This window comes from Guptibacillus hwajinpoensis (assembly GCF_001039475.1).
Lineage (GTDB): Bacteria > Bacillota > Bacilli > Bacillales > Guptibacillaceae > Guptibacillus > Guptibacillus hwajinpoensis.
The window spans coordinates 959,869-985,701 of sequence record NZ_LELK01000001.1 but is presented as its reverse complement, the minus strand read 5'-3'; the positions used below and the strand labels follow the sequence as shown (position 1 = coordinate 985,701).

Sequence of the window (25,833 nt, the reverse complement as noted above, 5' to 3'; positions counted from 1 at the left end):
ACGATTAGTTGCTTAGTTTTTTCTCTTTAGATACAAATTTCCATCTCAAATAATAGTGAAATGGAGAAAAAAATGCCGGTTAAAATTGGGGATAGAACATTTAAAAATATTGAACAATGGCAAGTAAACTTTATAAAGGAACATTATCAACTTAAACTTACTGAAATTGCCACAGCGATTAACATTGATTACAGAAGAGTTGGGGAAATTATTAATCTTTTAGGGTTACAAAGGGAAAGGCATTGGAAAATCTATTTGCCTAAAACCGATGAAGTTCTAGAGGAATTGAAAAATCCTTATCTATCTCATGTAGAGATTGCCGAAAAATATGGTGTTTCTGACGCTTGTGTTGCTAAACGAAGAAAAGAACTTGATGTTAGCGTGAGAAAGAAAAATTATGACACGTTAATTGAGCAACAAGTTGAGATGATTTTAATTGAGTTAGACCTTGCTTATCACAAACAAAAAAGAATTGACAAATGGTCAATTGATTTTTATTTAGGTAGAAAGTATTGCTTAGATGTAAATGGATCATGGTCTCACTCTCTCCCAATAGTGATAGATCGTGATAAAAGAAAAACGGCATTTTTAAACTCACAAGGTTATTATTATTTAGCTATTAATGAAATTGAGTTAGGAAATTTGGATATTGTTAAAGAAAAAATTAAGGAGTTTACTATGGGTTTCCCTTGCTAGTGATAGCAAGTTAAAAAACCTTGTGAACCTTATTGCCTAAGGGTGTGGCATTAATATGCTGCTAACGGTGAAGCCCTCCATTGTATGGGTAATACCGTGCCAAGCCTTTAAATAGGAAGGTGTAGAGACTACCGAAAAGAACTCTAAATCGAGTTAACTTAGTAGGGTACGGCAGAAGATAGGCTGCTGCTGGAAGTGCAAGGCTCTCAATTTATTGAGATGAAGAGATAGTCCACACTATAGAAATGGAAAATCTATAGATTACGCCAGAAACAACTCCAGGAGGACGTGCACTTAAATTCTATTCCTCTGTTAGATTAGAAGTGCGTCGTGCTGAAACTCTTAAACAAGGTAACGATATGGTTGGTAACAAGACTCGTATTAAAGTTGTAAAGAACAAGGTTGCTCCACCATTTAAGCAAGCTGAAGTTGATATAATGTACGGTGAAGGTATTTCGAAGCAGGGTGAAATTCTTGATATTGGTTCAAATCTTGAGATCGTTCAAAAGAGCGGTTCATGGTTCTCATTTGAAGGCGAACGTCTTGGACAGGGTCGTGAAAATGCGAAACAATTCTTGAAAGAAAACCCGGCTATTGAAGCTGAAATTGAATCACGCGTACGTGCTCATCATAATCTTGACGCAGATAAGCAAGTGGAAGAAACTGCATCAGGCAACGATACGCTTCTTCCTGAAGATAAGTAAGATATGCAGAGATAGTCGGTCATTTAGACCGGCTTTTTCTCTCATTACATAGATTTTATTATGCAAAACACGTTCGTAATCAAGTAAACCAATCCTATCATTTCCATGATCAGGCAGTAAGATGTCAGTTATTAGTAATGAATAATCGATAACTTAGGTGCGAAAAAAAGAGCAATAATGAGCAATCTGAAGCAATTTTGACTCTATGTGCTCTCTTGACAACCTTTACGCTGAAAGATACAATATTAATTGTATAATTATAATTTTCTAGTAAGATTATACTTTACTCTTAACAAGTGACATGTGCTGGATTGAAATCTTGCAAATGGTACAAAGAACTAACATGACAGTAAACCAACAAGTTGATAGCAGGAGGAGGTGAGTTCGATGGATATAGTGATCATCATCTCCACTATGCTGGTCTCTGCAGTAGTCGGAGCAGTTGTTGGATTTCTTGTTCGCAAAACGATTGCTGAAGCGAAAATCTCCAGTGCAGAAATGGAAGCGCAACGGATTATCAAAGAAGGTAAAAACGACGCGGAAGCTTTGAAAAAGGAAGCTATGCTTGAAGCGAAGGACGAGAATCATAATCTTCGTGTTGAAGCTGAGCGTGAAATTCGTGAACGCAGAAATGAGTTACAAAAACAAGAGAATCGTTTGGTACAAAAAGAAGAGGTCCTTGATCGCAAAAGTGAGACTCTTGACAAAAAAGAGGATTCCCTCGAAAGAAGAGAGGACTCTCTCACCAAAAAACAACGACAAATTGAAGAGATGGAAGGCAAAGTGGAGGAGTTGCTACAAGAACAGCAACAAGAACTTCAGCGGATTTCCGGTCTTACAAGGGAAGAAGCGAAGCAAATCATCTTCCGTGAAAGCGAGCATGAGCTTGAATTAGCGCAGATGGTGAAAGAGCGTGAAAATCATGCGAAAGAAGAAGCTGATAAGAAAGCGAGAGAAGTATTGTCGCTTGCGATTCAGCGCTGTGCTGCGGATCATGTTGCAGAAACGACGGTTTCCGTTGTTAACCTGCCAAATGATGAGATGAAAGGTCGAATTATTGGCCGTGAAGGTCGAAACATTCGAACTCTTGAAACGCTGACGGGGATTGACTTAATTATCGACGATACACCTGAGGCAGTTATTCTGTCCGGTTTTGATCCGATACGAAGAGAAATCGCTCGTAACGCCCTGGATAAACTCGTTCAAGATGGAAGAATACACCCTGCTCGAATTGAAGAAATGGTTGAGAAATCACGCAGGGAAGTAGACGAATACATCCGCGAAGTTGGAGAGCAATCCACATTTGAAATTGGAGTTCACGGACTCCACCCGGATCTCATTAAGATTCTGGGACGATTGAAATTCCGTACAAGTTATGGACAGAATGTACTGAAGCATTCCATGGAAGTTGCCTATTTAACAGGATTAATGGCAGCAGAGCTTGGGGAAGACGTACAGCTTGCTAGACGTGCGGGTCTCCTACATGATCTTGGTAAAGCAATTGACCATGAAGTGGAAGGAAGCCACGTTGAAATTGGAGTAGAGCTAGCAACGAAGTACAAAGAGCACCCTGTTGTGATTAATGCAATCGCATCTCACCATGGTGATACAGAAGCTACATCTGTTATTTCAACTCTTGTGGCAGCAGCCGATGCATTGTCAGCTGCACGTCCGGGAGCACGCCGTGAGACGCTTGAGACGTATATTCGCCGTCTAGAGAAGCTGGAAGAGATTTCAGAGTCGTTTGAAGGCGTTGAGAAGTCATTTGCTATACAAGCAGGTCGTGAAATCAGAATTATGGTTAAGCCTGACCTTGTAGATGACGTTTCATCCTACCGTCTTGCACGTGAGATTACAAAGAAAATTGAAAATGAACTGGACTACCCTGGGCACATTAAAGTCACGGTAATTCGTGAAACAAGGGCAGTTGAGTATGCAAAATAAAGCGATGCCGCGTGCATCGCTTTATTTAATTGGCTTTTATATAAAAGAGACACACTTCAAAGTTGATTGGAGCGGAAGGTGTTCGACTCCTGCGGGATGAGCGGGACAGGTGAGACCCCACAGAGGCGCCTAAAGCGCTCCGAGGAGGCTCACCGCCCGCCTCGCGGAAAGCGAGCATCCTGGAGTGGAAATCAACCACTACTCTTATAGCAAAAGCAAATGTTTACCAAAACAGCAATTTAACTTTATCTATTACTTAATATCAATGCTTTCTTTTGATAAACTGAAAGAACGAAATAAGAGATTGGAGTATCATTATGAAAATACTATTTATTGGAGATGTTGTAGGCTCCCCAGGACGTAATATGATTTCGACTTACCTACCTCGTTTAAAAAGAAAGTACAAGCCTACATTTACAATTGTAAATGGTGAGAACGCGGCAAGTGGGCGTGGCATTACTGAGAAAATTTATCGAGGCTTCCTAGAAGCTGGTGCTCAAGTGATTACGATGGGAAATCACACTTGGGATAATCGTGAAATCTTTGAATTTATCGATCGCGCTCCTAAGCTCGTTAGACCAGCGAATTTTCCTCCAGGTACTCCTGGGAATGGGTCAACGATTGTGAATATAAACGGAGTCGAAGTTGGTGTAATCAACCTTCAAGGAAGAACGTTTCTTCCAGCAATTGATGATCCTTTCACCAAGGCAGATGAGCTTATTGAAGAGATGAGAGAACGGACGCCGGTTATCTTCGTTGATTTCCATGCTGAAACAACAAGTGAGAAGCAGGCAATGGGGTGGTACCTTGATGGTAGAGTAACGGCGGTTGTAGGAACACACACTCATGTTCAAACAGCGGATGAACGAATTTTACCTGGGGGCACAGGCTATTTAACAGATGTAGGCATGACTGGCCCGTATGATGGTATTCTCGGAATGGAACGCGAAGCAGTTATTAAGAAATTTCTGACAACGATGCCTGTAAGGTTTGAAGTGACAAAAGGTCGGGAACAACTTAGTGGGGTCATTTTAACATTAGATCCAAAAACTGGTAAGGCTACTAAGATTGAAAGAATAGCGATCAATGAGGATCGTCCATTCTATGATTAGGTTTTGAATGTTTTGAAATTTTGACGGAGACAGCAGGAATACAAGCTTCTTACAAGGAATATAGTCTAGAGTGGTAATGGATGATCAAATTAAGGAGGGGCTATAAAAATGGATATATTAAAAGTTTCAGCAAAATCCAATCCTAATTCTGTAGCTGGTGCACTAGCTGGCGTCCTTCGGGAACGCGGTAATGCTGAAATTCAAGCGATTGGAGCAGGTGCATTGAACCAGGCAGTGAAAGCAGTAGCCATCGCAAGAGGGTTTGTAGCACCCAGTGGCGTTGACCTCATTTGTATCCCTGCTTTCACCGATATTTTGATCGATGGTGAAGAGCGTACCGCAATTAAGCTAATTGTAGAGCCTCGCTAAATAGTTCCGTCAAGAAAACCTGTTTGTTTTTACAAACAGGTTTTTTATACTTTGATATGATTAATAGGTATGTGCTATACACGAATTGGACAAACATAGGAGGCTCACGATGAATATACATGACGCGCACTGCGATGTACTTTGTAAAATGTGGTTGGACCCTTCTCTTTCATTTGAGAACGGGGATGGTCTTCACACGAACCTTAATCAAATGAGAAAAGCGGGGGCTAAACTTCAACTGTTTGCGATCTATGTACCTGAGAGCGTACCGGATGGAGCTAAATTTGACTGTGCGTTAGAGATGGTCGATATTTTCCATGAAAAAGTGATCAAACCTTATGACGATGTTGTACCAGTTTATTCGAAAGAAGATGCTGAGAATATTCCCGATGGAAAGATAGGTGCCATGCTAACACTAGAAGGTTGCGATGCGATTGGAAAAGAAGCGGGAAGATTAAAAACACTCTTACGTCTTGGTGTTCGATCAGTCGGCCTTACATGGAATTATGGCAATGCAACAGCTGATGGCATTCTTGAGTCCAGGGGAGCAGGTCTTTCTGACTTTGGTAGAAGCATTGTGGATTTACATAATCAGCATCGAATCTGGACAGATGTGTCACACTTATCTGTTCGAGCATTTTGGGATGTGATCGATCAGGGACGCTATGTTATTGCTTCTCACTCAAATGCAAAAGCGATTTGCACACATCCACGAAATCTAGATAATCAGCAGCTGACAGCATTAATTGAAAAAGATTCTTTTATAGGTGTTACGTTTGTGCCTAAATTTCTACGAAATGATAGAAATGCAAGCGTATCAGATATTATTCATCATATTGAGCATATATGTAGTCTTGGTGGAACATCAAATATCGGACTGGGATCCGATTTTGATGGAATTAAAGAGGTGCCAGCAGGACTAGAGTGCTATGAGGATTATTCACGTCTCATTGAAGAGCTGAATCGGTATTATAGTAAAGAACAAGTCGATGGATTTTTAGGGAAAAACCTCATTACACGAATGCCCTGATAAGTAAGAATTTAGGTTTTGTCGAATGAATGAGCAGGGAATCATAATCCTATTTCGAACTAGTAATATAAGCAAGCGGTTTCAGGTACTAGATTAGAAAGGGTGGGGCGATATGATCGAACAACTTTCATGGAAAGTTGGTGGACAGCAGGGTGAGGGAATTGAGAGTACAGGTGAAATATTCGCGATTGCGTTAAATCGTTTGGGATACTATCTATATGGTTACAGGCATTTTTCGTCCCGTATTAAAGGCGGGCATACGAATAATAAGATACGTGTGAGTACGAAAGAAGTACGCTCTGTTTCTGATGATCTTGACATGCTGATCGCGTTTGATCAGGAGACAATTGATGTGAATGCTCATGAACTGCATAGCGGAGGCATTATTATTGGTGACGCTAAGTTCAAGCCTGTTAAACCAGAAGGTTGTAAGGCAGAGCTTGTTAGCATTCCTTTTTCGGAGATCGCAACGGAACTTGGCACATCACTTATGAAAAACATGGTTGCTATTGGTGCAACAAGTGCAGCTTTAGGAGTCGACACTGCTACTTATCAGGCTGTGGTAGAAGAGATATTTGGTCGAAAAGGGGAAAAAGTTGTTACGAACAATATGGAGGCGATTCAGCGTGGAGCGGACGCTTTTATCCAATCTGCGGGAAAAGGTGTTCAAACGCTATCTCTTAAAAAAGCCGATGGAAAGAATCGTATGTTCATGATTGGAAATGATGCGATAGCACTAGGAGCCTTAGCGGGTGGTGCAAGGTTGATGGCAGCTTATCCCATTACACCTGCTTCAGAAATTATGGAGTACCTGATCAAGAAGCTCCCAGAGTTTGGTGGTACTGTTATACAGACTGAGGATGAGATTGCTGCTGCAACTATGGCGATTGGGTCGAATTATGCGGGAGTTAGAACACTAACGGCTTCAGCAGGTCCAGGACTTTCTTTGATGATGGAGGCAATCGGATTATCCGGCATTACTGAAACACCGCTCGTAATTGTAGATACACAGCGGGGTGGACCGAGTACAGGTCTTCCAACGAAGCAGGAGCAGTCTGATTTACTTGCCATGATTTACGGAACTCATGGGGAGATTCCTAAAATTGTAATAGCTCCTAGCACAGTTGAAGAAGCGTTCTATGATGCGATTGAAGCTTTCAATCTTGCAGAAGAATATCAATGTCCTGTTATCTTGCTTTCGGATCTACAGCTTTCACTCGGTAAGCAAACGGTTGAACCACTTGACTATCATAAAATAAACATTAGAAGAGGGAAGCTGAATGATCAAGAGCTTCCTGAACGAGAAGACAAATCCTATTTCAAACGGTTTGAAGTAACGGATGATGGCGTATCGAACCGCGTTATTCCAGGTACAAAGAATGGGATCTTTCATGTAACTGGAGTTGAACACGATGAGACAGGAAAACCTTCTGAAGTTCCACAGAATCGTAAAGACCAAATGGAGAAGCGGTTGAGGAAAATTAGCAATTTATCGTTTCCGTTCCCAATTTACAAGAGAGAGCAACATGAAGAGTCAGATGTGCTGTTGATTGGATTTAATTCAACAAGAGGAAGTATCGAAGAAGCGATCCCAAGGCTTGAAGAAGATGGCTTTAAAGTAAACCATGCACAAATTCGATTGGTTCATCCATTTCCAGCTGATGAGTTGTTACCGATGCTTAATCGTGCGAAGAAAGTAGTCGTTGTAGAACATAATGCAACAGGACAACTTGCTAGTCTTGTAAAAATGAATGCAGGTCACGGCGATAAGATTGAAAGTCTTCTTAAATATGACGGTAATCCATTCTTGCCAGGTGATATCCATCAACAATGCAAGGAGATGTTAGTAAATGGCCACATTTAAAGATTTTCGAAATCAGGTAAAACCTAACTGGTGCCCAGGCTGTGGTGATTTCTCGGTGCAAGCTGCTATTCAGCGCGCGGCTGCAAATGTTGGACTAGAGCCAGATGATCTTGCAGTTGTTTCAGGAATCGGATGTTCTGGACGGATCAGCGGCTATATCAATGCGTATGGATTTCATGGGATTCATGGTCGCTCCCTTCCAATTGCGCAAGGTGTGAAAATGGCTAACCGTGACTTAACTGTTATCGCTTCTGGAGGAGATGGGGACGGTTTTGCAATCGGCATGGGACACACGATTCATGCGATGAGACGAAATATTGACGTAACCTACATTGTAATGGATAACCAAATTTATGGACTTACAAAAGGGCAAACTTCTCCAACGAGTGCAGAAGGATTTAAAACAAAGAGCACACCTTCTGGCTCAATCGAATCATCTTTATCAATAATGGAGCTTGCGCTTTCAAGTGGATGTGGCTTTTTGGCGCAGAGCTTCTCAACAGATCTTAAGGATCTTGTTGCGATTATTGAGCAAGGCATCGAGCATAAAGGCTTCTCGTTAATTAATGTTTTCAGCCCTTGTGTCACATTTAATAAGGTGAACACATATGATTGGTTTAAACAGAATCTAGTTAGTTTAAGCGATATCGAAGGGTATGATCCTACGAACCGTATGATGGCCATGCAAACGTTAATGGAGCATGACGGACTTGTGAAGGGCTTAATTTATCATAATCCGACACGACCTTCATATCAGGAATCGGTAAAAGGATATAGCGGAGAAGCTCTATCTAAACAAAATTTGACACTACCAGAAGAAAAATTCAAAGAATTAATGACAGAGTTTATGTAAATCCTAATCAAGACCCTTCCTTCACAGGAGGGTCTTTTTTTGGTCGATTGAATTTTTGTCCATTTTCCATTTATAAAACTATAAGTGTCCGCATATAGAGGACATATCAACTTTACGGTTAACACAAAAAGTGATAGAATGATTGTGTTAACAGTGATTAATGAACGTTTTGAATAAGTGAGGTGTACGCTGTGGAAGGAAAGATGAAAGCGGTTGTGAAGCATGAGCGTGAAAAAGGTGCCCGACTTCAAACGGTGGATATTCCAAAAATTAATGATAATGAAGTATTAATTCAAGTTAAAGCAACATCGATTTGCGGTACAGATGTACATATTTATACGTGGGATGAATGGTCTCAAAGTCGTGTGAATCCTCCGTACGTATTTGGACATGAATTCGCAGGGGTAGTTGTAGAAAAAGGAAAGAATGTAACAAATCTTGAAATCGGCGATCACGTGTCAGCGGAAACGCACATTGTATGTAATCAGTGTCCGCAATGTTTAACAGGTAAATTCCACATCTGTGAGAACACCAAGATTATTGGCGTTGATACAGACGGCTGCTTTGCTGAGTATGTCGCATTGCCGTCCCAAAACATTTGGAAGAATCCTGAATCGTTATCTTTTGATGTGGCATCTGTTCAGGAACCAATGGGGAACGCGGTTCATACGGTTCTAGCAGGAGATGTTGCAGGGAAAACGGTAGCGATTATAGGTTGTGGACCAATTGGTATTATGGCTGTTGGTGTTGCAAAAGCAGCGGGCGCTTCACAAGTAATCGCACTTGATTTGAATGATTATAGGCTGGATCTTGCGAAAGAAATGGGCGCTACCACAGTTGTTAATTCACGAAATGAAAACCCTCTTGATGTTGTTCATGAACTCACAAACGGTCATGGCGTAGACGTTGTATGTGAAATGTCAGGTCACCCGATTGCGATGAATCAAGGATTTAAGATGGTAACAAATGGTGGAAGAGTGTCTATTCTAAGTCTTCCTGTTCGTCCGGTTGAAATTGATGTAACGAACGATATTGTTTTTAAAGGCATTACCGTGCAAGGGATTACCGGAAGAAAAATGTTTGAAACATGGCGTCAGGTTTCTGGGCTTTTACAATCAGGTCAGGTAGACGTTGAGCCAATGATTACACATCACTTTCCTCTAGAAGACTTTGAAAAAGGCTTCGAATTAATGATTAAGGGGAAATGTGGTAAGGTAGTATTGCATCCATAATGCTCGTAAAGAGCTGTTACATAATGAAGAGGAGGTCAACCAATGAAAGGTTTTGAATATCTTCAAGAAGAGTTAGATCAAATGCAAGAGGAAGGTGTTTTTCGTAACCTTATTCCATTAGAATCCGCTCAAGGGTCACGGGTAACAATCAAAGGGAAAAATGTCATCCAGCTATCTTCCAATAATTATCTTGGACTAACGGATCACCCTAAAATGAAGCAAGCCGCGATTGAAGCGGTTGAAAAGTACGGTGCAGGAACAGGTTCTGTTCGTACAATTGCTGGTACGCTATCTATGCATGAACAGTTTGAAGAAAAGCTTGCAGAATTCAAGCACACAGAAGCTGCACTTGTACTACAATCTGGGTTTGCGACAAACCAGGCCGTTCTTTCTGCAATTCTAACAAAAGAAGATGTTGTCATTTCAGATGAGCTGAATCATGCATCCATAATCGATGGCATCCGTCTAACGAAGGCCGGGCGTCGCATTTATAAGCACACAGATATGGAAGATCTAGAAAAAGCTCTTAAAGAAACACAAGATTATCGCACTCGTTTAGTCGTAACGGATGGCGTTTTCTCAATGGACGGAAATATCGCTCCTCTTACTGAAATTGTGGAGCTTTGTGAGAAATACAATGCCCTTGTAATGGTCGATGATGCTCATGCGAGTGGCGTACTTGGAGCAAATGGACGCGGAACAGTCGATCATTTCGGACTAAACGGTCGCGTGCACATTCAAGTGGGTACACTAAGTAAAGCCATTGGCGTTCTTGGTGGGTATATTGCAAGCACAAAGACGCTTCGCGATTACCTTATCCATAAAGGTCGTCCGTTCCTATTTAGTACATCGCACCCACCTGCCGTAACAGCAGCGTGCTCTGCAGCGATCGATGTCCTTCTAGAAGAACCAGAATTAATTGAAAAGCTCTGGGACAATACGAAATTCTTTAAAGCAGGGCTTGAAGATTTAGGTTTTGATACGGGCATTAGCGAAACGCCCGTAACTCCAGTGATTATTGGTGATGAAGCCTTAACACATAAGTTCTCTGATAAGCTATTTGAAAATGGTGTGTTTGCTCAGGGGATCGCTTTCCCAACTGTAGCAAAAGGAAAAGGCCGCGTTCGCACAATCGTAACCGCACAGCATTCAAAAGAAGACCTCCAAGAAGCACTTAATGCTTTTGAAAAGTCTGCTAAAGAGCTTGGTATATTGTAAGGAACAGCGAGGGGGAGCGATCCCCCTCTTTTTTGTATGTTAGGGAGTTAAAAGTCGTTTAGATGTTGTGAGGTCTCATTGCTTAAATACTCTGAAACCCTTATAATAAAGGAATGTCCACTAGTTACACATTTTTTATTTGACGTTAAAGGATAACGAATAAAACAGAGGCTTTTTGGTATCTTCCTTTCATAAGCCTAGTTTTCTAAGTTTAGGAGCACAGTGCTCTTTTTCATAGCATGGTCATCCTTTTAATTGGAAAGGAGTCGAACGACATGAACGAAAAGCAAAGACTAGATTCACAAATAAATGTGAAGAAGACAGAGAAAACGACAGAAGACTTTGCGAAATATTTTCAGACAACGTACCAAGCACCTAATTTAAAGGATGCAAAGCGCCGCGGAAAAGAAAATGTTAATGTTCATTACGATTTTGAAATTCCAGAGAACATTAAAAATCTCGGGAAAGATAAGAAGTTCTTGATTCGTACATACGGCTGTCAAATGAATGAGCACGATACTGAAGTCATGGCCGGCATTTTTGAAGAGATGGGTTTTGAAGCAACAACAGCGGTCGAAGAAGCTGATGTGGTTCTTTTAAATACGTGTGCGATTCGTGAAAATGCTGAGAATAAAGTATTTGGTGAACTAGGGCACTTAAAGCCATTGAAAATGGAAAACCCTGACCTCATTATTGGTGTGTGTGGATGTATGTCTCAGGAAGAGTCTGTGGTCAATCGCATAATGCAGAAACACCAATTCGTGGATCTGATTTTTGGTACACATAATATTCACCGTTTACCAGAATTAATGGAGCAAGCTGTATTCGGTAAAGAAATGGTGATGGAAGTTTGGTCAAAAGAAGGCGACATCATTGAGAACCTTCCGAGAACGAGAAAAGGTGAAATAAAAGCCTGGGTTAATATTATGTACGGTTGTGATAAGTTCTGTACGTACTGTATCGTCCCATATACAAGAGGTAAAGAACGAAGTCGTCGCCCGGAAGATATCATTCAGGAAGTCCGTCACCTTGCGGCAAAAGGGTATAAAGAAGTTACGCTTCTCGGACAGAATGTAAACGCTTATGGGAAAGATTTAGAAGACATTGACTATGGTCTAGGAGACTTAATGAATGAGATTCATAAAATCGATATTCCTAGAGTTCGATTTACAACGAGTCATCCGCGAGACTTTGATGATCGACTAGTAGAAGTACTAGGTCAGGGTGGGAATTTAGTTGACCACATTCATCTCCCGGTTCAAAGCGGAAGTAATGAGGTTCTGAAATTAATGAACCGTCGCTATACACGAGAAACGTATCTAGAGCTTGTTGGTAAGATAAAGAAAGTAATGCCACATGCAACATTTACAACGGACATCATCGTCGGTTTTCCTAACGAAACGGATGAACAATTCGAGGAAACAATTGAGCTTGTTAAAGAAGTAGAATATGATAGTGCCTATACATTTATTTATTCACAGCGTGATGGAACACCAGCAGCTAAGATGCAGGACAACGTTCCAATGGATGTGAAGAAAGAGCGACTTCAACGATTGAATGCTCTTGTAAATGAGATGGCAGCGAAGAACAATGCAGTCTTTGAAGGTGAGATTGTTGAAGTGCTCGTAGAAGGTGAAAGCAAGAAGAATGCTGACGTCCTTTCTGGTTATACGAGAAAAAATAAAGTAGTGAACTTTAGAGGTCCTAAATCTCTCATTGGTCAATTGGTACAAGTGAGAATTACAAAAGCAAAAACGTGGTCTCTTGATGGAGAATATATCGAAAAAACGGCTGAGGTGAATGCATAATGATGTCAAGAATGGAAGTAATCGCAAAAGCAAAAGATCTTGCTAAATTAGTTTCAGAAACAGAAGAAGTTGATTTCTTCAAACGTGCAGAAGCAAAAATCAACGAAAATAAAAAAGTGCAAAGTTTAATCGCGCGCATTAAGCTTGAACAAAAAGAAGCAGTTAATCTTCAACACTATTCAAAACATGAAGCGTTGAAAGAAAAAGATGAGCGTATTGATAAGCTCATGCAGCAGCTTGATGAAATTCCTGTTGTTCAAGAATTCAAACGTTCACAGTCTGATGTGAATGATTTGCTTCAGCTTGTTGCGAACACAATTTCAAATACTGTTACAGATGAAATCATCGAGGCAACTGGTGGGAATGTTCTAGAAGGAACAACCGGATCAACTCAAAGCGGACCTGGATGTAAGTAAGGTGAAAGTCGGGACAATAATCCCGGCTTTTTTTATTTGTTCTAAATAATAAATTTCATATACCGTACTTTTTTAAGAAAAATATCAAAAGGTTGTAAAGCATTGGACATTAAAGACATAGACTGATAGTGGAACAGCCTTGATAGAGTGAAACTTCCATATGAACATGGAAGAATTACTGCCACTTAAGGGTGGGATAAAAAAAGAGGCACACTAGTCGTTTGTCTTGCATAGGATGAGAATGAAGATTGGAAGAGGAGGTATGATCGATGTCAGAGGAATATAATTACAGAGAGATATTCGCCAAAGCAGTTTGCGGCAAAGGGCGTAAATTTACACAGGATACACACACCGTTTCACCGTCCAATAAACCATCAAGTATTCTTGGTTGTTGGATTATTAACAATGAATTTAAGTCAAAGAAGCACGGTGACACCGTAGTCGTTGAAGGCTCTTATGACATTAATATCTGGTATTCTTACAGCCATAATACGAAAACAGAAGTCAAAACAGAAAATGTAAAATACCGTGAAGAAATTCCTCTTCGCTATAAAGACAAAGACTCTGTGGCTGAAGAAGTAGTGGCGAAAGCAATCCAAGAGCCGAATGCACTTGAAGCTACCATAGCTCCAAGTGGTCAAAAAATCATTGTTCAGGCTGAGAGAGAGTTTCTCGTTGAAGTCATTGGCGAAACAAAAATGTGTGTTTACGTAAATCCTGATGGTTGTGAAGACGATGATGATTGGGATTATGAAGTTGATGATGAAGAGTTTGAAGATTTAGATCCGAACTTTTTAATTGGTGATCTTGAAGAATAGCTATGCCAGGGAGAAGCAAACCTTCTTCCTGGTTTTTATTTTGGTTTAGGGGTGGAGAAGGGGGTTCCAGTGCCTGCCGAGTCTAACCGCCCACTTCCGCTTTACATGATCCAGCTGCAGTGGGCAGACTCTCGGTCACTTCACCTTTCAACCTGAACACAAAGACCGTGTTCATTTTGAAAGGTTCCAGTGCCTATCGAGTCTAACCGCCCACTTCCGCTTTACATGATCCAGCTACGACTCGCAGAAACTACGATATTTCACTCCTGAACGGGAACACAAGAAACGTGTTCCCGTTCAAGAGTTCCAATATCTTCGTTTCTAGACGCTCGTCTCCGCTTTTCACAAGATCCAGCTACGTGGGCCAAATCCTCCGGCTGTTTCACCCTTTCAGTTGAGACAAAAAGCGTCTCATCTGAAAGGGCTCCAACATCCTACGGATTTTAACAGGCCCACTCCGCTTTTCTGATATGCTATACTGTTATTTGAATAGAAATAAGATTGGTGGAGAAGAATCATGGCGCGATATACACCTATGATGGAGCAATATCTTAGAATTAAGGCAGAGTATCAGGATGCCTTTTTATTTTTTCGTTTAGGCGATTTTTATGAAATGTTTTTTGATGATGCGACACGTGCATCGAAGGAATTGGAAATTACGTTAACGAGCAGAGATGGTGGAGAGCAGGGACGCATTCCGATGTGTGGCGTGCCTTATCATGCTGCTGATAATTATATATCTCAACTAGTGACAAAAGGTTATAAGATAGCAATTTGTGAGCAAACGGAGGATCCAAAGCAGGCAAAAGGGGTTGTGAGAAGAGAAGTTGTTCAGCTTATTACACCTGGGACGGTGATGTCGGATCACTTAATTAAAGAGAAAGAGAACAATTACATTGTTGCGATTTCTGAATTTGAAGATGATACGTTTGCACTTGCCGCGAACGATTTAACAACGGGTGAATCGATGGCGACGATACTAGCTGGGGATCATCATGAAGTGATTGGAGAGCTTTCGAACCTTGCACCACGAGAAGTTGTTGTAAATAGCGAGAGTGTGGAGCTGTCGAATGCCATTCAAGAACGGATGACTGTTACGATTTCGATTGAGGATGACACTAGGATTCCTGAAACATTAACACCGCTTAGTGACCACATTGACCAACCAAAGCTATTGCATGTGTTTGGTCGTCTTCTACAGTATTTAATTCGAACACAGAAGCGCTCGATGGATCACTTGCAGCCTCTTCGTCATTATCATATTTCTCAATATATGAAGCTAGATGTAAATTCAAAACGAAATCTTGAACTTGTTGAGACCATTCGTGATAAAAAGCGGACAGGCTCTCTTGTCTGGTTTCTAGATAGTTCTGTTACCGCAATGGGTGGAAGGCTTTTAAAGCAATGGGTTGAACGACCTCTATTAAAGCAACGTGAAATAGAAAAGCGCCAGGAGCTCGTTGAAACGCTGATGAAACAATTTTTCGAACGGGAAACAATCAGAGAACAGCTTCAAGGTGTTTATGATTTAGAGCGTCTAGCTGGTAAGGTTGCGTTTGGCAATTTAAATGCACGCGATCTTGTGCAATTAAGAAAGTCGCTAGAGAAAATCCCTGAAATTAAACAAGCTGTCTCATCGCTCGATAATCCATATGCAAAAGAACTCGGAGAAGAAATTCTTCCGTGTGAAGAACTTGTGAAACTATTGCAAGATGCGATTGAAGATAACCCGCCACTTTCTGTGAAAGAAGGGCAAATGATTCGAGATGGCTATCATGCGGATCTTGATACGTATCGTGATGCGAGTCGTAATGGTAAAGATTGGATCGCAGCCCTTCAAATGCAAGAGAGGGAGCGGACTGGCATTAAGTCGCTTAAAATCGGATACAACAAAGTATTTGGTTATTATATAGAAGTCACACGATCGAACCTTCCTAATCTTCCTGAAGGCAGATATGAGCGTAAACAAACCCTTTCGAATGCCGAGCGGTTTATAACGCCAGAGCTTAAGGAAAAGGAGACCTTGATTCTAGAAGCAGAAGAGAAAATTGTGGATCTTGAATATAGTTTATTTGCCAACGTTCGTGAAGAGGTTAAAGCGTTTATTCCACAACTCCAGCAATTAGCTAGGAAAATTAGCGAGCTTGATGTGCTTCAATCATTTGCCGTCGTAAGTGAAGAGAATCGATTTACAAAGCCAATTTTCTCAAAAGAACGGAAAGTAGCTGTTGAAGGTGGACGTCATCCAGTTGTTGAGAAAATGCTCAAAGGGCGAGAATATGTAGCGAATGATGTGATGATGGACCGTGATCGAGAAATTTTACTAATCACAGGTCCTAACATGAGCGGTAAAAGTACGTACATGAGGCAGCTTGCGCTGATTTCCATTCTTGGTCAAATTGGTTGCTTTGTGCCAGCCGAATCTGCCGTTTTACCTGTGTTTGATCAGATATTTACACGTATTGGTGCTGCAGATGATCTGGCGGCAGGCCAAAGTACGTTCATGGTTGAAATGTTAGAAGCGAACTATGCAATTACGCGTGCTACCCAAGATAGCTTAATTCTTCTAGATGAAATCGGAAGAGGAACGTCTACTTATGATGGTATGGCACTCGCGCAATCAATTATTGAGTACGTACACAGTGAAGTTAGAGCCAAAACGCTTTTCTCAACTCATTATCATGAGCTAACAACACTTGAAGAGGACCTTGATCGCGTGAAGAACGTTCACGTGAAGGCAGTTGAAGAAGAAGGACGAGTTGTTTTCTTACACCGAGTACACGATGGATCAGCTGATAAAAGCTATGGAATTCATGTAGCACAGCTTGCGAATTTACCTGAACCTCTGATCAAACGTGCTGAAGCGATACTAAAAGAATTTGAATCAGAGTCAGATACCGTTACAAAACCTGAAGTAGAATCAAATACGGTCACGAAAGAGAAAGTTACTGTCGAGGAAGAAGAAGCGCAGCTTGCTTTCTTTAATGAAGAAGCGAAACGTAAGCCAGCAAGAACGCCGGCTGAAAAAGCGATTCTAGATCGTTTAAAGTCCGTTGATATTATGGAGATGACCCCAATGGACGCGATTAATACGTTGTATGAGCTGAAAAAGCAGTTAAAGTCATAAAGAAAGAAAGGTGAGGATAATGGGAAAGATCGTGCAGCTTGATGATCAGCTTTCAAATAAGATCGCTGCTGGTGAAGTAGTCGAAAGACCGGCTTCTGTCGTAAAAGAACTGGTTGAGAATGCCATTGATGCAGAGAGCAGTGAAATTTCAATTGAAATAGAAGAAGGCGGTCTTTCCAAAATCCGCATCGTAGATAATGGTAGTGGGATGGATGAGGAAGATTGTAAGCTCGCTTTCTTCCGTCATGCTACGAGTAAAATAAAAAATGAACGGGATCTATTTCAAATTGAAACGCTAGGATTCCGTGGTGAGGCCCTACCGAGTATCGCAGCTGTTTCTCATCTTGAATTAAAAACGTCTACTGGTGAAGCTGCCGGAACTTATGTACGAATAGAAGCTGGGAAAGTAGCTGAATTTAAAGCGACTGACAGCCGAAAAGGGACGGAAATGACAATTACGGGGCTGTTTTATAATACACCAGCTCGTTTAAAACATATGAAAACCGTTCACACAGAACTTGCCAATGTTGCAGATGTTATTAACCGTCAAGCGATGGCGCACCCTGACATCGCCTTTCGTTTCTTTCACAACGGTAAGAAATTGCTTACGACAACTGGAAACGGTGATCTGTTGCAAGTCATTGCGGCAATTTACGGGTATAACACAGCTAGAAAAATGCTACCGCTGTATGCAGAAACGATTGATTTTACAGTAACGGGCTATGCGGCCAAACCGGAATTAACTCGAGCGTCCCGGCAGTATATTTCGCTAGTGATTAACGGTCGCTATATTAAGAATTTCACGATATCAAAAGGAATTCAGCAGGGCTATCATACGCTACTTCCGATTGGACGGTATCCGATTGTTGTTCTTCATATTAAGATGAACCCAACGTTGATTGATGTGAACGTACATCCTTCCAAATTAGAAGCGCGCATTAGTAAAGAGCAAGATCTTGCACTTGCGATCGAAAATGCTATTAAAGGAATCTTTAAGCAGATTGAACTTATACCTGAACAAACAGCACCGAAGAAAAAGGAACCCGAAAGCGAACAGCCTGCTTTTCGCTTTCAGCATGATCGACCTAAGAGTAGAGAAGAAGAGCCGCCAGTCAAGGATCCTGAAATTAAAACGGACGACTTTGAACCGGCACCCTTCATAAGGGATTTTAAAAAACCGTTTAGCGTGAAGGAAGAATTGAAGTCAGACGACTATGAGACGAATCAGTCTGAGCCTGATACACGCGATGAGCTTGAGATGGCAATGGATTATGTGAAAGAAACGAATGATAGCGATACTCGAATTCCGCCCCTTTACCCAATTGGTCAGATGCATGGCACTTACATTCTTGCTCAAAATGAGAATGGACTATATATCATCGATCAACATGCGGCACAGGAGCGAATTAAGTATGAATTCTACCGAGAAAAAGTCGGTGAAATTGATCCTGTGGTTCAAGAATTGCTCGTTCCGTTTACGCTTGAGTATAATACGTCAGAATCGGCCATTATTGATAGTAGGATAGAAGATCTTGCTAAAGTTGGCGTGTTTCTTGAATCGTTTGGTCGGAACAGCTATATGGTTAGCGCTCATCCGGTCTGGTTTCCGAAAGGAGCCGAACAGAATACGATTGAGGAGCTAATTCAAGAGGTCGTTGATAATCGTGCGATTGATGTGAAGAAGCTTCGCGAAGAAGCGGCTATCATGATGTCCTGTAAGAAATCCATTAAAGCCAATCGGCATTTGCGGGATGATGAAGTATTCACTCTGCTTGAGACGTTACGGCAATCGATTGATCCGTATACATGTCCTCACGGCAGGCCAATTATTATTCACTATTCCACATATGAGATGGAGAAAATGTTTAAGAGGGTTATGTAACGAGCTGAAAACATTGAAGGAAAGTACGTGAATCAAATGGACAAAAAGAAACAAAAACTAGTTACCGTTCTCGGTCCAACAGCTGTTGGGAAAACGAAGACAAGTATTGAGCTTGCTAAAGCACTTGACGGTGAAGTCATTAGTGGAGACTCAATGCAAATTTACCGAGGCATGGACATCGGAACGGCAAAAGTGACAACTGAAGAGATGGAAGGAATTCCTCATCATTTAATCGATATTAAAGATCCGACCGAAAGTTTTTCAGCCGCTGAATTTCAGGATCTTGCTACAGACCTCGTAGCTGATATTAATAGTCGGGGGAAAGTTGCGATTATAGCGGGTGGAACAGGTCTTTATGTTAAATCCGTCACGCATCAATATGCCTTTTCTGAAGCGAAGGAAGATCCTGCGTATCGTGCGAAACTAGAGCGATTTGCTGAAGAAGAAGGTGCTGTAGCATTCCATTCGAGACTAAAAGAAATCGATCCTGTAAGCTATGAGAACGTTCATCCGAATAATGTAAGAAGAGTTATAAGAGCCCTTGAAGTCTATCATGTAACTGGCGAGCCTGTATCGGCATCGAAAGACGCGCTTCCAGAACATTCTCCTTATCATCTCGTGAATGTTGGCCTTACGATGGATCGAGATTTGCTTTATGATCGTATCAATAGAAGAGTCGATCTTATGATGGAGGCTGGATTACTTGAGGAAGCGAGAGCTTTACACGCTGAGGGTGTTCGAGATTGTCAGTCAGTCCAAGCTATTGGCTATAAGGAAATCTACCGATTCATTGATGGTCGTGTTTCATATGAAGACGCCGTGAATGAATTGAAGCAGAACTCAAGAAGGTACGCGAAACGTCAGCTAACCTGGTTCCGCCATCAAATGGAGATGGATTGGTTTGATATGACGAATGATCGTGAAGAAAAAATCCAAACAATCTTGCAAGTTGTTGCAGGAAAGTTAGCAGAAAGCTAGAAATGTAATAATTGAATGCCTTTAGAGAAAAAGAGGAGGACTGACAATGAAGCAGCAAATTAACATCCAGGATCAATTTTTAAATCAATTGAGAAAAGACAATGTATTTGTGACGGTTTATCTGCTTAATGGATTCCAGCTTAAAGGGACGATCAAGGGATTTGATAATTTCACAATTATCCTTGAGTCCGATGGAAAACAACAATTGATTTACAAACACGCCATTTCTACTTTCGCTCCACAGCGATCAGTTGAAATAAATTTTGAGTCTGACAAGTAAAAATAGGTCCCTCGTTCTGATTTCTGCAGGATGAGGGACTTTTTTGTACCTATTTTAAGATGTCATTGGCTGCTTTTCCATATAATCAAAATAGCGTTTTAGCGTTAAATCTGATTTCATTCCGAATTGTGTACGGAGCTGATCGATCGACAAGTCGTTTTCGATAGCTCGAATAACACAAGTACGCCTCATATGCTGTGCAGAAACACCTTTTCGTAGTCCGGCACGCTGGACTTCCTGTCGAATCATTTTTTGTACAGCAATTTCTGTCAATCGTTTCGGGCGATCAACTTCATAGCTCCATCTATATGTTTGGCGCTGGAAATCAAAGGATACGAACAAAGGGTCATCACTCTTTAATCTTGGTCTAACAGGAGTAGGGATCGTTTGATAATAAGAAAAAAGGATCTTTTTATGTTCAACGTCAAGGTGCACAGTACGTTTTCCATAGGCGGACGTAACTAAAAGTTCATTCTGTTCAAAAGAGACGTCTTTCATAGAAAGACCACAAAGCTCCTGTAGAGTGAGGCCATATGAAAGAAAAAGACGAGCAATAATTAAATTGCGGTCAATTAAAAACGATCGAGCCCTCAACTGGTTTTCTGTTAGATCTTCGAGAGAGATGATTGTTTCTAATAATTTTTCACATTCTTCATCATGAAGGAAATCACTATCCATGTACCCGGCTACATCATTTGTTGGAAGGACAACTTCTTTCATTGGATTGTTCTTTGTACGATTTAACGACATATAATAACGATATACTTGGTTTAGGACAGTCATGATCCGTTTAAGTGTTCGTTCGGAATAATGTCGTTCTAGATGTAAGTATCGAATGTATTCTTGAAGCCTTTTTGATGTCAACTGACGAAAATTCTCGAAATCGACATCGCGGTTAAACGTCCTTAGCCAGAAGGTAAAGTCAACAAGGTCATAGCGGTAACGCCTTAAGGTAGATTCTTTTCTGCCTTTGCGTTCAAGCGATTGAAGGTATTGTTCAAGAAATTCAGGAAGTGTTTCTTCAAAGAGCTCCATCATGCTGCCCCCTTCTGTTTTCTTCTATTATAACAAAAATCACGATAGAATTATTTCGATGCAGTTACATGATTTTGGGATTTATGGGAATACTGTAGGTACCAAATAGAAAAGGAGCGTTTGTTATGGCCTTTTTTTCAAAACAGCAGCAAGAACCGATTCCAGAAGTAGATACAGATGTATGGTCATGTTCAGGAGGAGATTGTGCGGGCTGGATGAGGGCAGATTACTCGTTTTCTGATACGCCAGCTTGTCCGTTATGTGGAGCAGAAATGATGAGTGAAGTGCGAAACCTCCCAGAAATTAAGTAAAGCGAGGAATATTATGAGTAAAATTATGGAGAAAATCATTCATAAAGCTGACCAAGTCGTTAGTATCACGAAAGCGGCAGGTAAAGGCAAGCATATTGTTCCGCTAGAAAGATTCTGTGAAGTATTCAAAACGTTACCTGAAGTACAGAAGAACGAAATCCCCCATTTAAAAAGCGATTTTGTTTTATATACGCTTAAAGCCGGCGATGTATTCATGAAAATGCTTGAACGATCTAATGGGTATGTGCTTGAAATAGATGTAGTAGAGCATGGCGAAGAGCTTACCTTTTATCGATCGTATCAGCATCCGAAAGGGAAACAAAAAGTAACGATACCGGAATCATACGTATCACGATTTAATTAAACACTCTGTCTAGGGTGTTTTTCTTTTGGGCTTTTGTCACGATTTCTGGGCAGGTGCGTATACTATCGTGTCAGATCAAAGCGAGGTGAGCATCTTGCAGCATTCGATTACACAGCGGAAGAGTAGTCAAATTAATATCGTTCTTCGTCAGAATGAAGGCGAACGGGAAGTGGCTGAGGAGGCGCTTAGTGAAGCAGCTAAAAAGCATATGCCTCTTGAACGAATTCAACAGGAGATGGAGCAGCTTATCGGTCTTAAAGAAATGAAATACTTACTAAAAGAAGTCTACGCCTGGCTGTATGTGAACAAGTGCAGGGAAGAGAATGGTTTAAAGCAGAATACGCAAGCGCTCCATATGATGTTCAAGGGTAATCCTGGCACAGGCAAAACAACAGTTGCCCGCCTTCTTGGTACACTATTTCTTGAGATGAATGTCCTTTCGAAAGGACACCTCATTGAAGCAGAACGTGCAGATCTAGTCGGAGAATATATCGGTCACACGGCTCAAAAAACGAGGGATCTCGTTAAGAAGGCAAGAGGAGGTATTCTTTTTATTGATGAAGCATACTCCCTAGCACGTGGCGGGGAGAAGGACTTCGGGAAAGAAGCTATTGATACGTTAGTCAAGGCAATGGAAGACTATCATAAGGATTTTATTCTTATTCTTGCAGGCTACTCTGAGGAAATGGAGCATTTCCTATCATTAAACCCGGGCTTACCGTCACGCTTTCCGCTCGTTATTGATTTTCCTGACTACTCAAATGAGCAGCTGTTACTGATTGCTAGAAAGATGGCAGCAGAGCGTCAATATCGCTTTTCAAAAGAAACTGAGTGGAAATTGAAACAAACTTTTATGAAAAAGCGGGAACGTGAAACAGCTGCTTTTAGTAATGGAAGATTCGTACGTAATATTATAGAGAAAGCCATTAGGAAACAGGCAGTGAGACTACTCCAGGCTAAAGTAATCGACCGGTCTTCATTGGAGCTCTTATTACCAGAAGACATCCATGTAGAAGATTAAATGTGGTTCTGGTATGATGGGAACAGACTGATAGATAAAGGCAGGGAATGAACCTTTGAATAAAGAACGAATTGAAATAGCTGAACCAGCAATATTAATAGGATGTCAGCTTCAAAAATATACTGATGAGCAGTTTGCTTATTCGATGGATGAGCTGGCTGCTTTAACCAAAACAGCGGGTGGAGTTGTTGAAGGGACTCTCACACAAAAACGTGAACGCATTCATTCTGCTACATTTATAGGAAAAGGGAAAGTTGAAGAACTTGCCGAGCTCATAGAAGAAAAGGAAGCAAGTATCGTAATCTTTAATAGCGAGCTTTCTCCAAGTCAACTTCGGAACCTCTCGGAAGAACTTGATGCTAGAGTCATTGATCGGACTCAGCTTATTCTTGATATTTTCGCTCAGCGAGCGAGATCTAGAGAAGGTATGCTACAGGTTGAGCTCGCACAGCTTCAATACATGCTTCCACGCCTTGCCGGACAAGGAACATCTTTATCAAGGCTTGGAGGCGGTATTGGAACAAGAGGACCAGGGGAAACGAAGCTTGAAACGGATCGACGCTATATTCGTAATCGAATAACAGACTTAAAGAAACAGCTTGATCATACCGTTAAGCACCGAGAACAATATCGTGCAAGAAGGAAACGGAATGAAACGCTACAGGTTGCTTTAGTAGGGTATACGAATGCGGGTAAATCGACGATTTTTAATCGGTTAACGAATTCAGATTCCTATGAAGAGGACAAGTTGTTTGCGACACTTGATCCAATGACAAGGCAGTTGAAGCTTCCAAATGGTTTCAATGTTCTCTTAACTGATACAGTTGGTTTCATCCAAGACCTTCCTACAACACTTGTTGCGTCTTTTAAATCAACGCTTGAAGAAGCAACGGAAGCAGATCTTATTCTACATGTGATCGATGCTGCTCATCCTGACCGAGCACGACACGAAGAAATCGTGCTTAAGTTGTTGAAGGATTTAAAAGCATCACACATTCCAGTGCTAACCGTATTTAATAAAATGGACAAAGCAGATCCAGCTGTACAGAGCAGTGTGAACGAGCAAATTCATATTTCGGCTATAAAAGAATCTGACTTGAAGAGTCTAAATGACCGCCTTCAAAAAGAAGTTTTGAAGCAAATGGAGTATTTCTCTATCTCAATTCAAGCGGATCAAGGCGATAAACTTGCTTATTTGCAAAGTAACACCGTGCTTTTAGAACGGAAATGGGACGAAGAGAAGGACCATTACAGATGCAAAGGTTATGCACCAGCACATCTTTACGAACGAATCGTGAAAGACTGGAACAACGACTAGGAGTAGACAAACATGTTTAAACATTTTACACATCAAGATGAACTAAAGAACTTATCACGTAATGCAGAAGATAAAATTCAACCTGTTCTTCGAGAAATTGACGAACGGGTCGAAGCGAATCAATACCGCGTTTTACAAGCATTCCATCAAAATAGGATAAGCGATTATCACTTTACGCCATCAACAGGCTACGGCTATGACGATGACGGAAGAGATACGCTTGAGAAACTATATGCGGATGTATTTGGTGGGGAAGCGGGCCTTGTAAGACCGCAAATTGTTTCTGGTACCCATGCGATTGCTACAGCGCTGTTCGGCGTATTGCGACCAGGAGACGAGCTCCTCTATATAACGGGAGCGCCTTATGACACGCTGGAAGAAATCGTCGGAAAACGAGGGGCCGGTAATGGCTCGTTGAAAGATTTCAACATTGGTTATCAGGATATTCCATTGTCTGACGGAGCGGTTGATTATGATGCGGTTCAAGCAGCTATAACTGACCAAACAAAAGTAATTGGAATTCAGCGATCAAAGGGATATGCCAATCGTCCTTCTTTCACAATTGATGATATTCGTGAAATGATCGAGTTCGTTAAATCGATTAAAGAAGACGTAATTGTGTTTGTAGATAACTGTTACGGTGAATTTGTTGAAGAGCTTGAACCTTGTCACGTTGGAGCCGATTTAATCGCAGGCTCTCTCATCAAGAACCCCGGAGCTGGCATTGTTAAAACAGGTGGGTATCTCGTTGGGAGAGAGGACTTAATTGAACTTTGTGGTTACCGGTTAACGTCACCTGGAATTGGTAGAGAAGTCGGAGCTTCACTTTATTCCTTACAAGAAATGTATCAAGGGATCTTTCTTGCGCCTCATACAGTAGGACAGGCTGTGAAAGGAGCTGTTTACAGCTCTGCGCTTTTAGAAGCTGCCGGATTTGATACAACGCCGCACTGGAATAGTAAACGAACAGACCTTATCCAATCTGTGCAGTTCAACGATCGCGAACGCATGGTTGCATTTTGTCAGGCGATTCAATCTGCATCACCAGTTAATGCACATGTACGACCTGAACCTGCTTACATGCCAGGCTATGAAGATGATGTGATCATGGCAGCGGGTACGTTTATTCAAGGAGCAAGCCTTGAATTATCGGCAGATGGTCCGCTAAGACCACCGTATGTCGCATACGTTCAAGGTGGACTTACATTTGAACATGTAAAGATCAGTGTTTTGCGCGCAGTGGATGATTTGTTAATAAAAGGTTTAATCACCGTATAATGGGGAATGTGGACAGAGATCAAGTCGATCTCTGTTCTTTTTTGCTTAAAAATGATGTGAGATTATCTAACGTACTTTAACACGATGATGTGAAAGCTATAGTATATTGATAAGTAAGTGAAGAAGGAAGTGGCAATTGCGAATGCTCAATTAATTCTGAATTTTGGCATTTGCA

The 25,833-nt window shown here is 41.2% G+C and carries 22 protein-coding genes and 1 pseudogene; 22 read left to right on the top strand and 1 reads right to left on the bottom strand.

Annotated elements, in window-relative coordinates; all coding sequences use genetic code 11:
- The first annotated feature begins 72 nt into the window (after positions 1-72).
- The 17 genes and pseudogenes from AB986_RS05025 (at position 73) to hfq (ending at position 20,331) form a co-directional block, all read left to right on the top strand.
- Positions 73-696 carry a PDDEXK family nuclease gene (locus tag AB986_RS05025; protein ID WP_048309756.1) on the top strand — a complete coding sequence of 208 codons (624 nt, stop codon included), beginning with the start codon at positions 73-75 and terminating at the stop codon, positions 694-696.
- 266 nt (positions 697-962) lie between these two features.
- Positions 963-1,400, top strand: a pseudogene (locus AB986_RS05020) (recombinase RecA family protein); the annotation flags it as partial.
- A 387-nt stretch (positions 1,401-1,787) separates the two neighbouring features.
- The gene (gene rny / locus AB986_RS05015; protein ID WP_048309755.1) at positions 1,788-3,344 is read left to right on the top strand and encodes a ribonuclease Y; all 1,557 of its coding nucleotides are present in this window, start codon (positions 1,788-1,790) and stop codon (positions 3,342-3,344) included.
- Between the two features lie 317 nt (positions 3,345-3,661).
- Positions 3,662-4,456, top strand: coding sequence for a TIGR00282 family metallophosphoesterase (locus AB986_RS05010; RefSeq protein WP_048309754.1), 795 nt, complete (start codon positions 3,662-3,664; stop codon positions 4,454-4,456).
- 108 nt (positions 4,457-4,564) lie between these two features.
- The gene (gene spoVS, locus AB986_RS05005) at positions 4,565-4,825 is read left to right on the top strand and encodes a stage V sporulation protein SpoVS (protein ID WP_044391806.1); all 261 of its coding nucleotides are present in this window, start codon (positions 4,565-4,567) and stop codon (positions 4,823-4,825) included.
- A gap of 109 nt (positions 4,826-4,934) precedes the next feature.
- Positions 4,935-5,855: a dipeptidase gene (locus tag AB986_RS05000; RefSeq protein WP_048309753.1), complete on the top strand. Its 921-nt coding sequence runs from the start codon at positions 4,935-4,937 to the stop codon at positions 5,853-5,855.
- A 112-nt stretch (positions 5,856-5,967) separates the two neighbouring features.
- A complete protein-coding gene (locus tag AB986_RS04995) occupies positions 5,968-7,719 on the top strand; it encodes a 2-oxoacid:acceptor oxidoreductase subunit alpha (RefSeq protein ID WP_048309752.1) in 1,752 nt (583 codons plus the stop codon).
- Positions 7,706-8,572: a 2-oxoacid:ferredoxin oxidoreductase subunit beta gene (locus AB986_RS04990; RefSeq protein ID WP_048309751.1), complete on the top strand. Its 867-nt coding sequence runs from the start codon at positions 7,706-7,708 to the stop codon at positions 8,570-8,572. Before AB986_RS04995 ends, AB986_RS04990 begins: the two co-directional genes overlap by 14 nt.
- Positions 8,573-8,763: 191 nt before the next feature.
- Positions 8,764-9,804 carry an L-threonine 3-dehydrogenase gene (gene tdh / locus AB986_RS04985; protein ID WP_201779258.1) on the top strand — a complete coding sequence of 347 codons (1,041 nt, stop codon included), beginning with the start codon at positions 8,764-8,766 and terminating at the stop codon, positions 9,802-9,804.
- A gap of 42 nt (positions 9,805-9,846) precedes the next feature.
- A complete protein-coding gene (locus AB986_RS04980; RefSeq protein WP_048309750.1) occupies positions 9,847-11,022 on the top strand; it encodes a glycine C-acetyltransferase in 1,176 nt (391 codons plus the stop codon).
- A 275-nt stretch (positions 11,023-11,297) separates the two neighbouring features.
- Positions 11,298-12,830: a tRNA (N6-isopentenyl adenosine(37)-C2)-methylthiotransferase MiaB gene (miaB, locus tag AB986_RS04975; RefSeq protein ID WP_084006400.1), complete on the top strand. Its 1,533-nt coding sequence runs from the start codon at positions 11,298-11,300 to the stop codon at positions 12,828-12,830.
- Complete coding sequence (locus AB986_RS04970; protein ID WP_048309748.1) at positions 12,830-13,246, top strand: YlbF/YmcA family competence regulator; 417 nt, start codon at positions 12,830-12,832, stop codon at positions 13,244-13,246. Before miaB ends, AB986_RS04970 begins: the two co-directional genes overlap by 1 nt.
- A gap of 269 nt (positions 13,247-13,515) precedes the next feature.
- Complete coding sequence (cotE, locus tag AB986_RS04965; protein WP_048309747.1) at positions 13,516-14,064, top strand: outer spore coat protein CotE; 549 nt, start codon at positions 13,516-13,518, stop codon at positions 14,062-14,064.
- 517 nt (positions 14,065-14,581) lie between these two features.
- Entirely contained in the window at positions 14,582-17,191 is a 2,610-nt protein-coding gene (gene mutS, locus AB986_RS04960) for a DNA mismatch repair protein MutS (RefSeq protein ID WP_048309746.1), read from the top strand.
- A 19-nt stretch (positions 17,192-17,210) separates the two neighbouring features.
- Positions 17,211-19,073, top strand: coding sequence for a DNA mismatch repair endonuclease MutL (gene mutL, locus AB986_RS04955; RefSeq protein WP_048309745.1), 1,863 nt, complete (start codon positions 17,211-17,213; stop codon positions 19,071-19,073).
- A 36-nt stretch (positions 19,074-19,109) separates the two neighbouring features.
- On the top strand, positions 19,110-20,051 hold the full coding sequence (miaA, locus tag AB986_RS04950) for a tRNA (adenosine(37)-N6)-dimethylallyltransferase MiaA (protein WP_048310901.1): 942 nt from the start codon (positions 19,110-19,112) through the stop codon (positions 20,049-20,051).
- Between the two features lie 46 nt (positions 20,052-20,097).
- Complete coding sequence (gene hfq / locus AB986_RS04945) at positions 20,098-20,331, top strand: RNA chaperone Hfq (protein ID WP_048309744.1); 234 nt, start codon at positions 20,098-20,100, stop codon at positions 20,329-20,331.
- Between the two features lie 54 nt (positions 20,332-20,385).
- Here hfq and AB986_RS04940 read toward each other — a convergent pair whose 3' ends face one another.
- Positions 20,386-21,369 (bottom strand): tyrosine-type recombinase/integrase, encoded by a 984-nt coding sequence (locus AB986_RS04940; RefSeq protein WP_084006399.1) that lies wholly within the window; start codon positions 21,367-21,369, stop codon positions 20,386-20,388.
- A 122-nt stretch (positions 21,370-21,491) separates the two neighbouring features.
- Here AB986_RS04940 and AB986_RS04935 point away from each other — a divergent pair, with 122 nt between their 5' ends.
- The 5 genes from AB986_RS04935 to AB986_RS04915 all read left to right on the top strand — a co-directional run bounded on the left by AB986_RS04935 (position 21,492) and on the right by AB986_RS04915 (position 25,658).
- Positions 21,492-21,677 carry a cold-shock protein gene (locus tag AB986_RS04935; RefSeq protein WP_048309742.1) on the top strand — a complete coding sequence of 62 codons (186 nt, stop codon included), beginning with the start codon at positions 21,492-21,494 and terminating at the stop codon, positions 21,675-21,677.
- Positions 21,678-21,690: 13 nt separating this feature from the next.
- Entirely contained in the window at positions 21,691-22,041 is a 351-nt protein-coding gene (locus AB986_RS04930; protein ID WP_152670925.1) for a hypothetical protein, read from the top strand.
- Between the two features lie 91 nt (positions 22,042-22,132).
- Positions 22,133-23,062, top strand: a complete 930-nt coding sequence (spoVK, locus tag AB986_RS04925) for a stage V sporulation protein K (RefSeq protein WP_048310900.1) — start codon at positions 22,133-22,135, stop codon at positions 23,060-23,062.
- 55 nt (positions 23,063-23,117) lie between these two features.
- The gene (gene hflX, locus AB986_RS04920; protein WP_048309740.1) at positions 23,118-24,380 is read left to right on the top strand and encodes a GTPase HflX; all 1,263 of its coding nucleotides are present in this window, start codon (positions 23,118-23,120) and stop codon (positions 24,378-24,380) included.
- 12 nt (positions 24,381-24,392) lie between these two features.
- A complete protein-coding gene (locus AB986_RS04915; protein WP_048309739.1) occupies positions 24,393-25,658 on the top strand; it encodes a methionine gamma-lyase family protein in 1,266 nt (421 codons plus the stop codon).
- Positions 25,659-25,833: the final 175 nt, after the last annotated feature.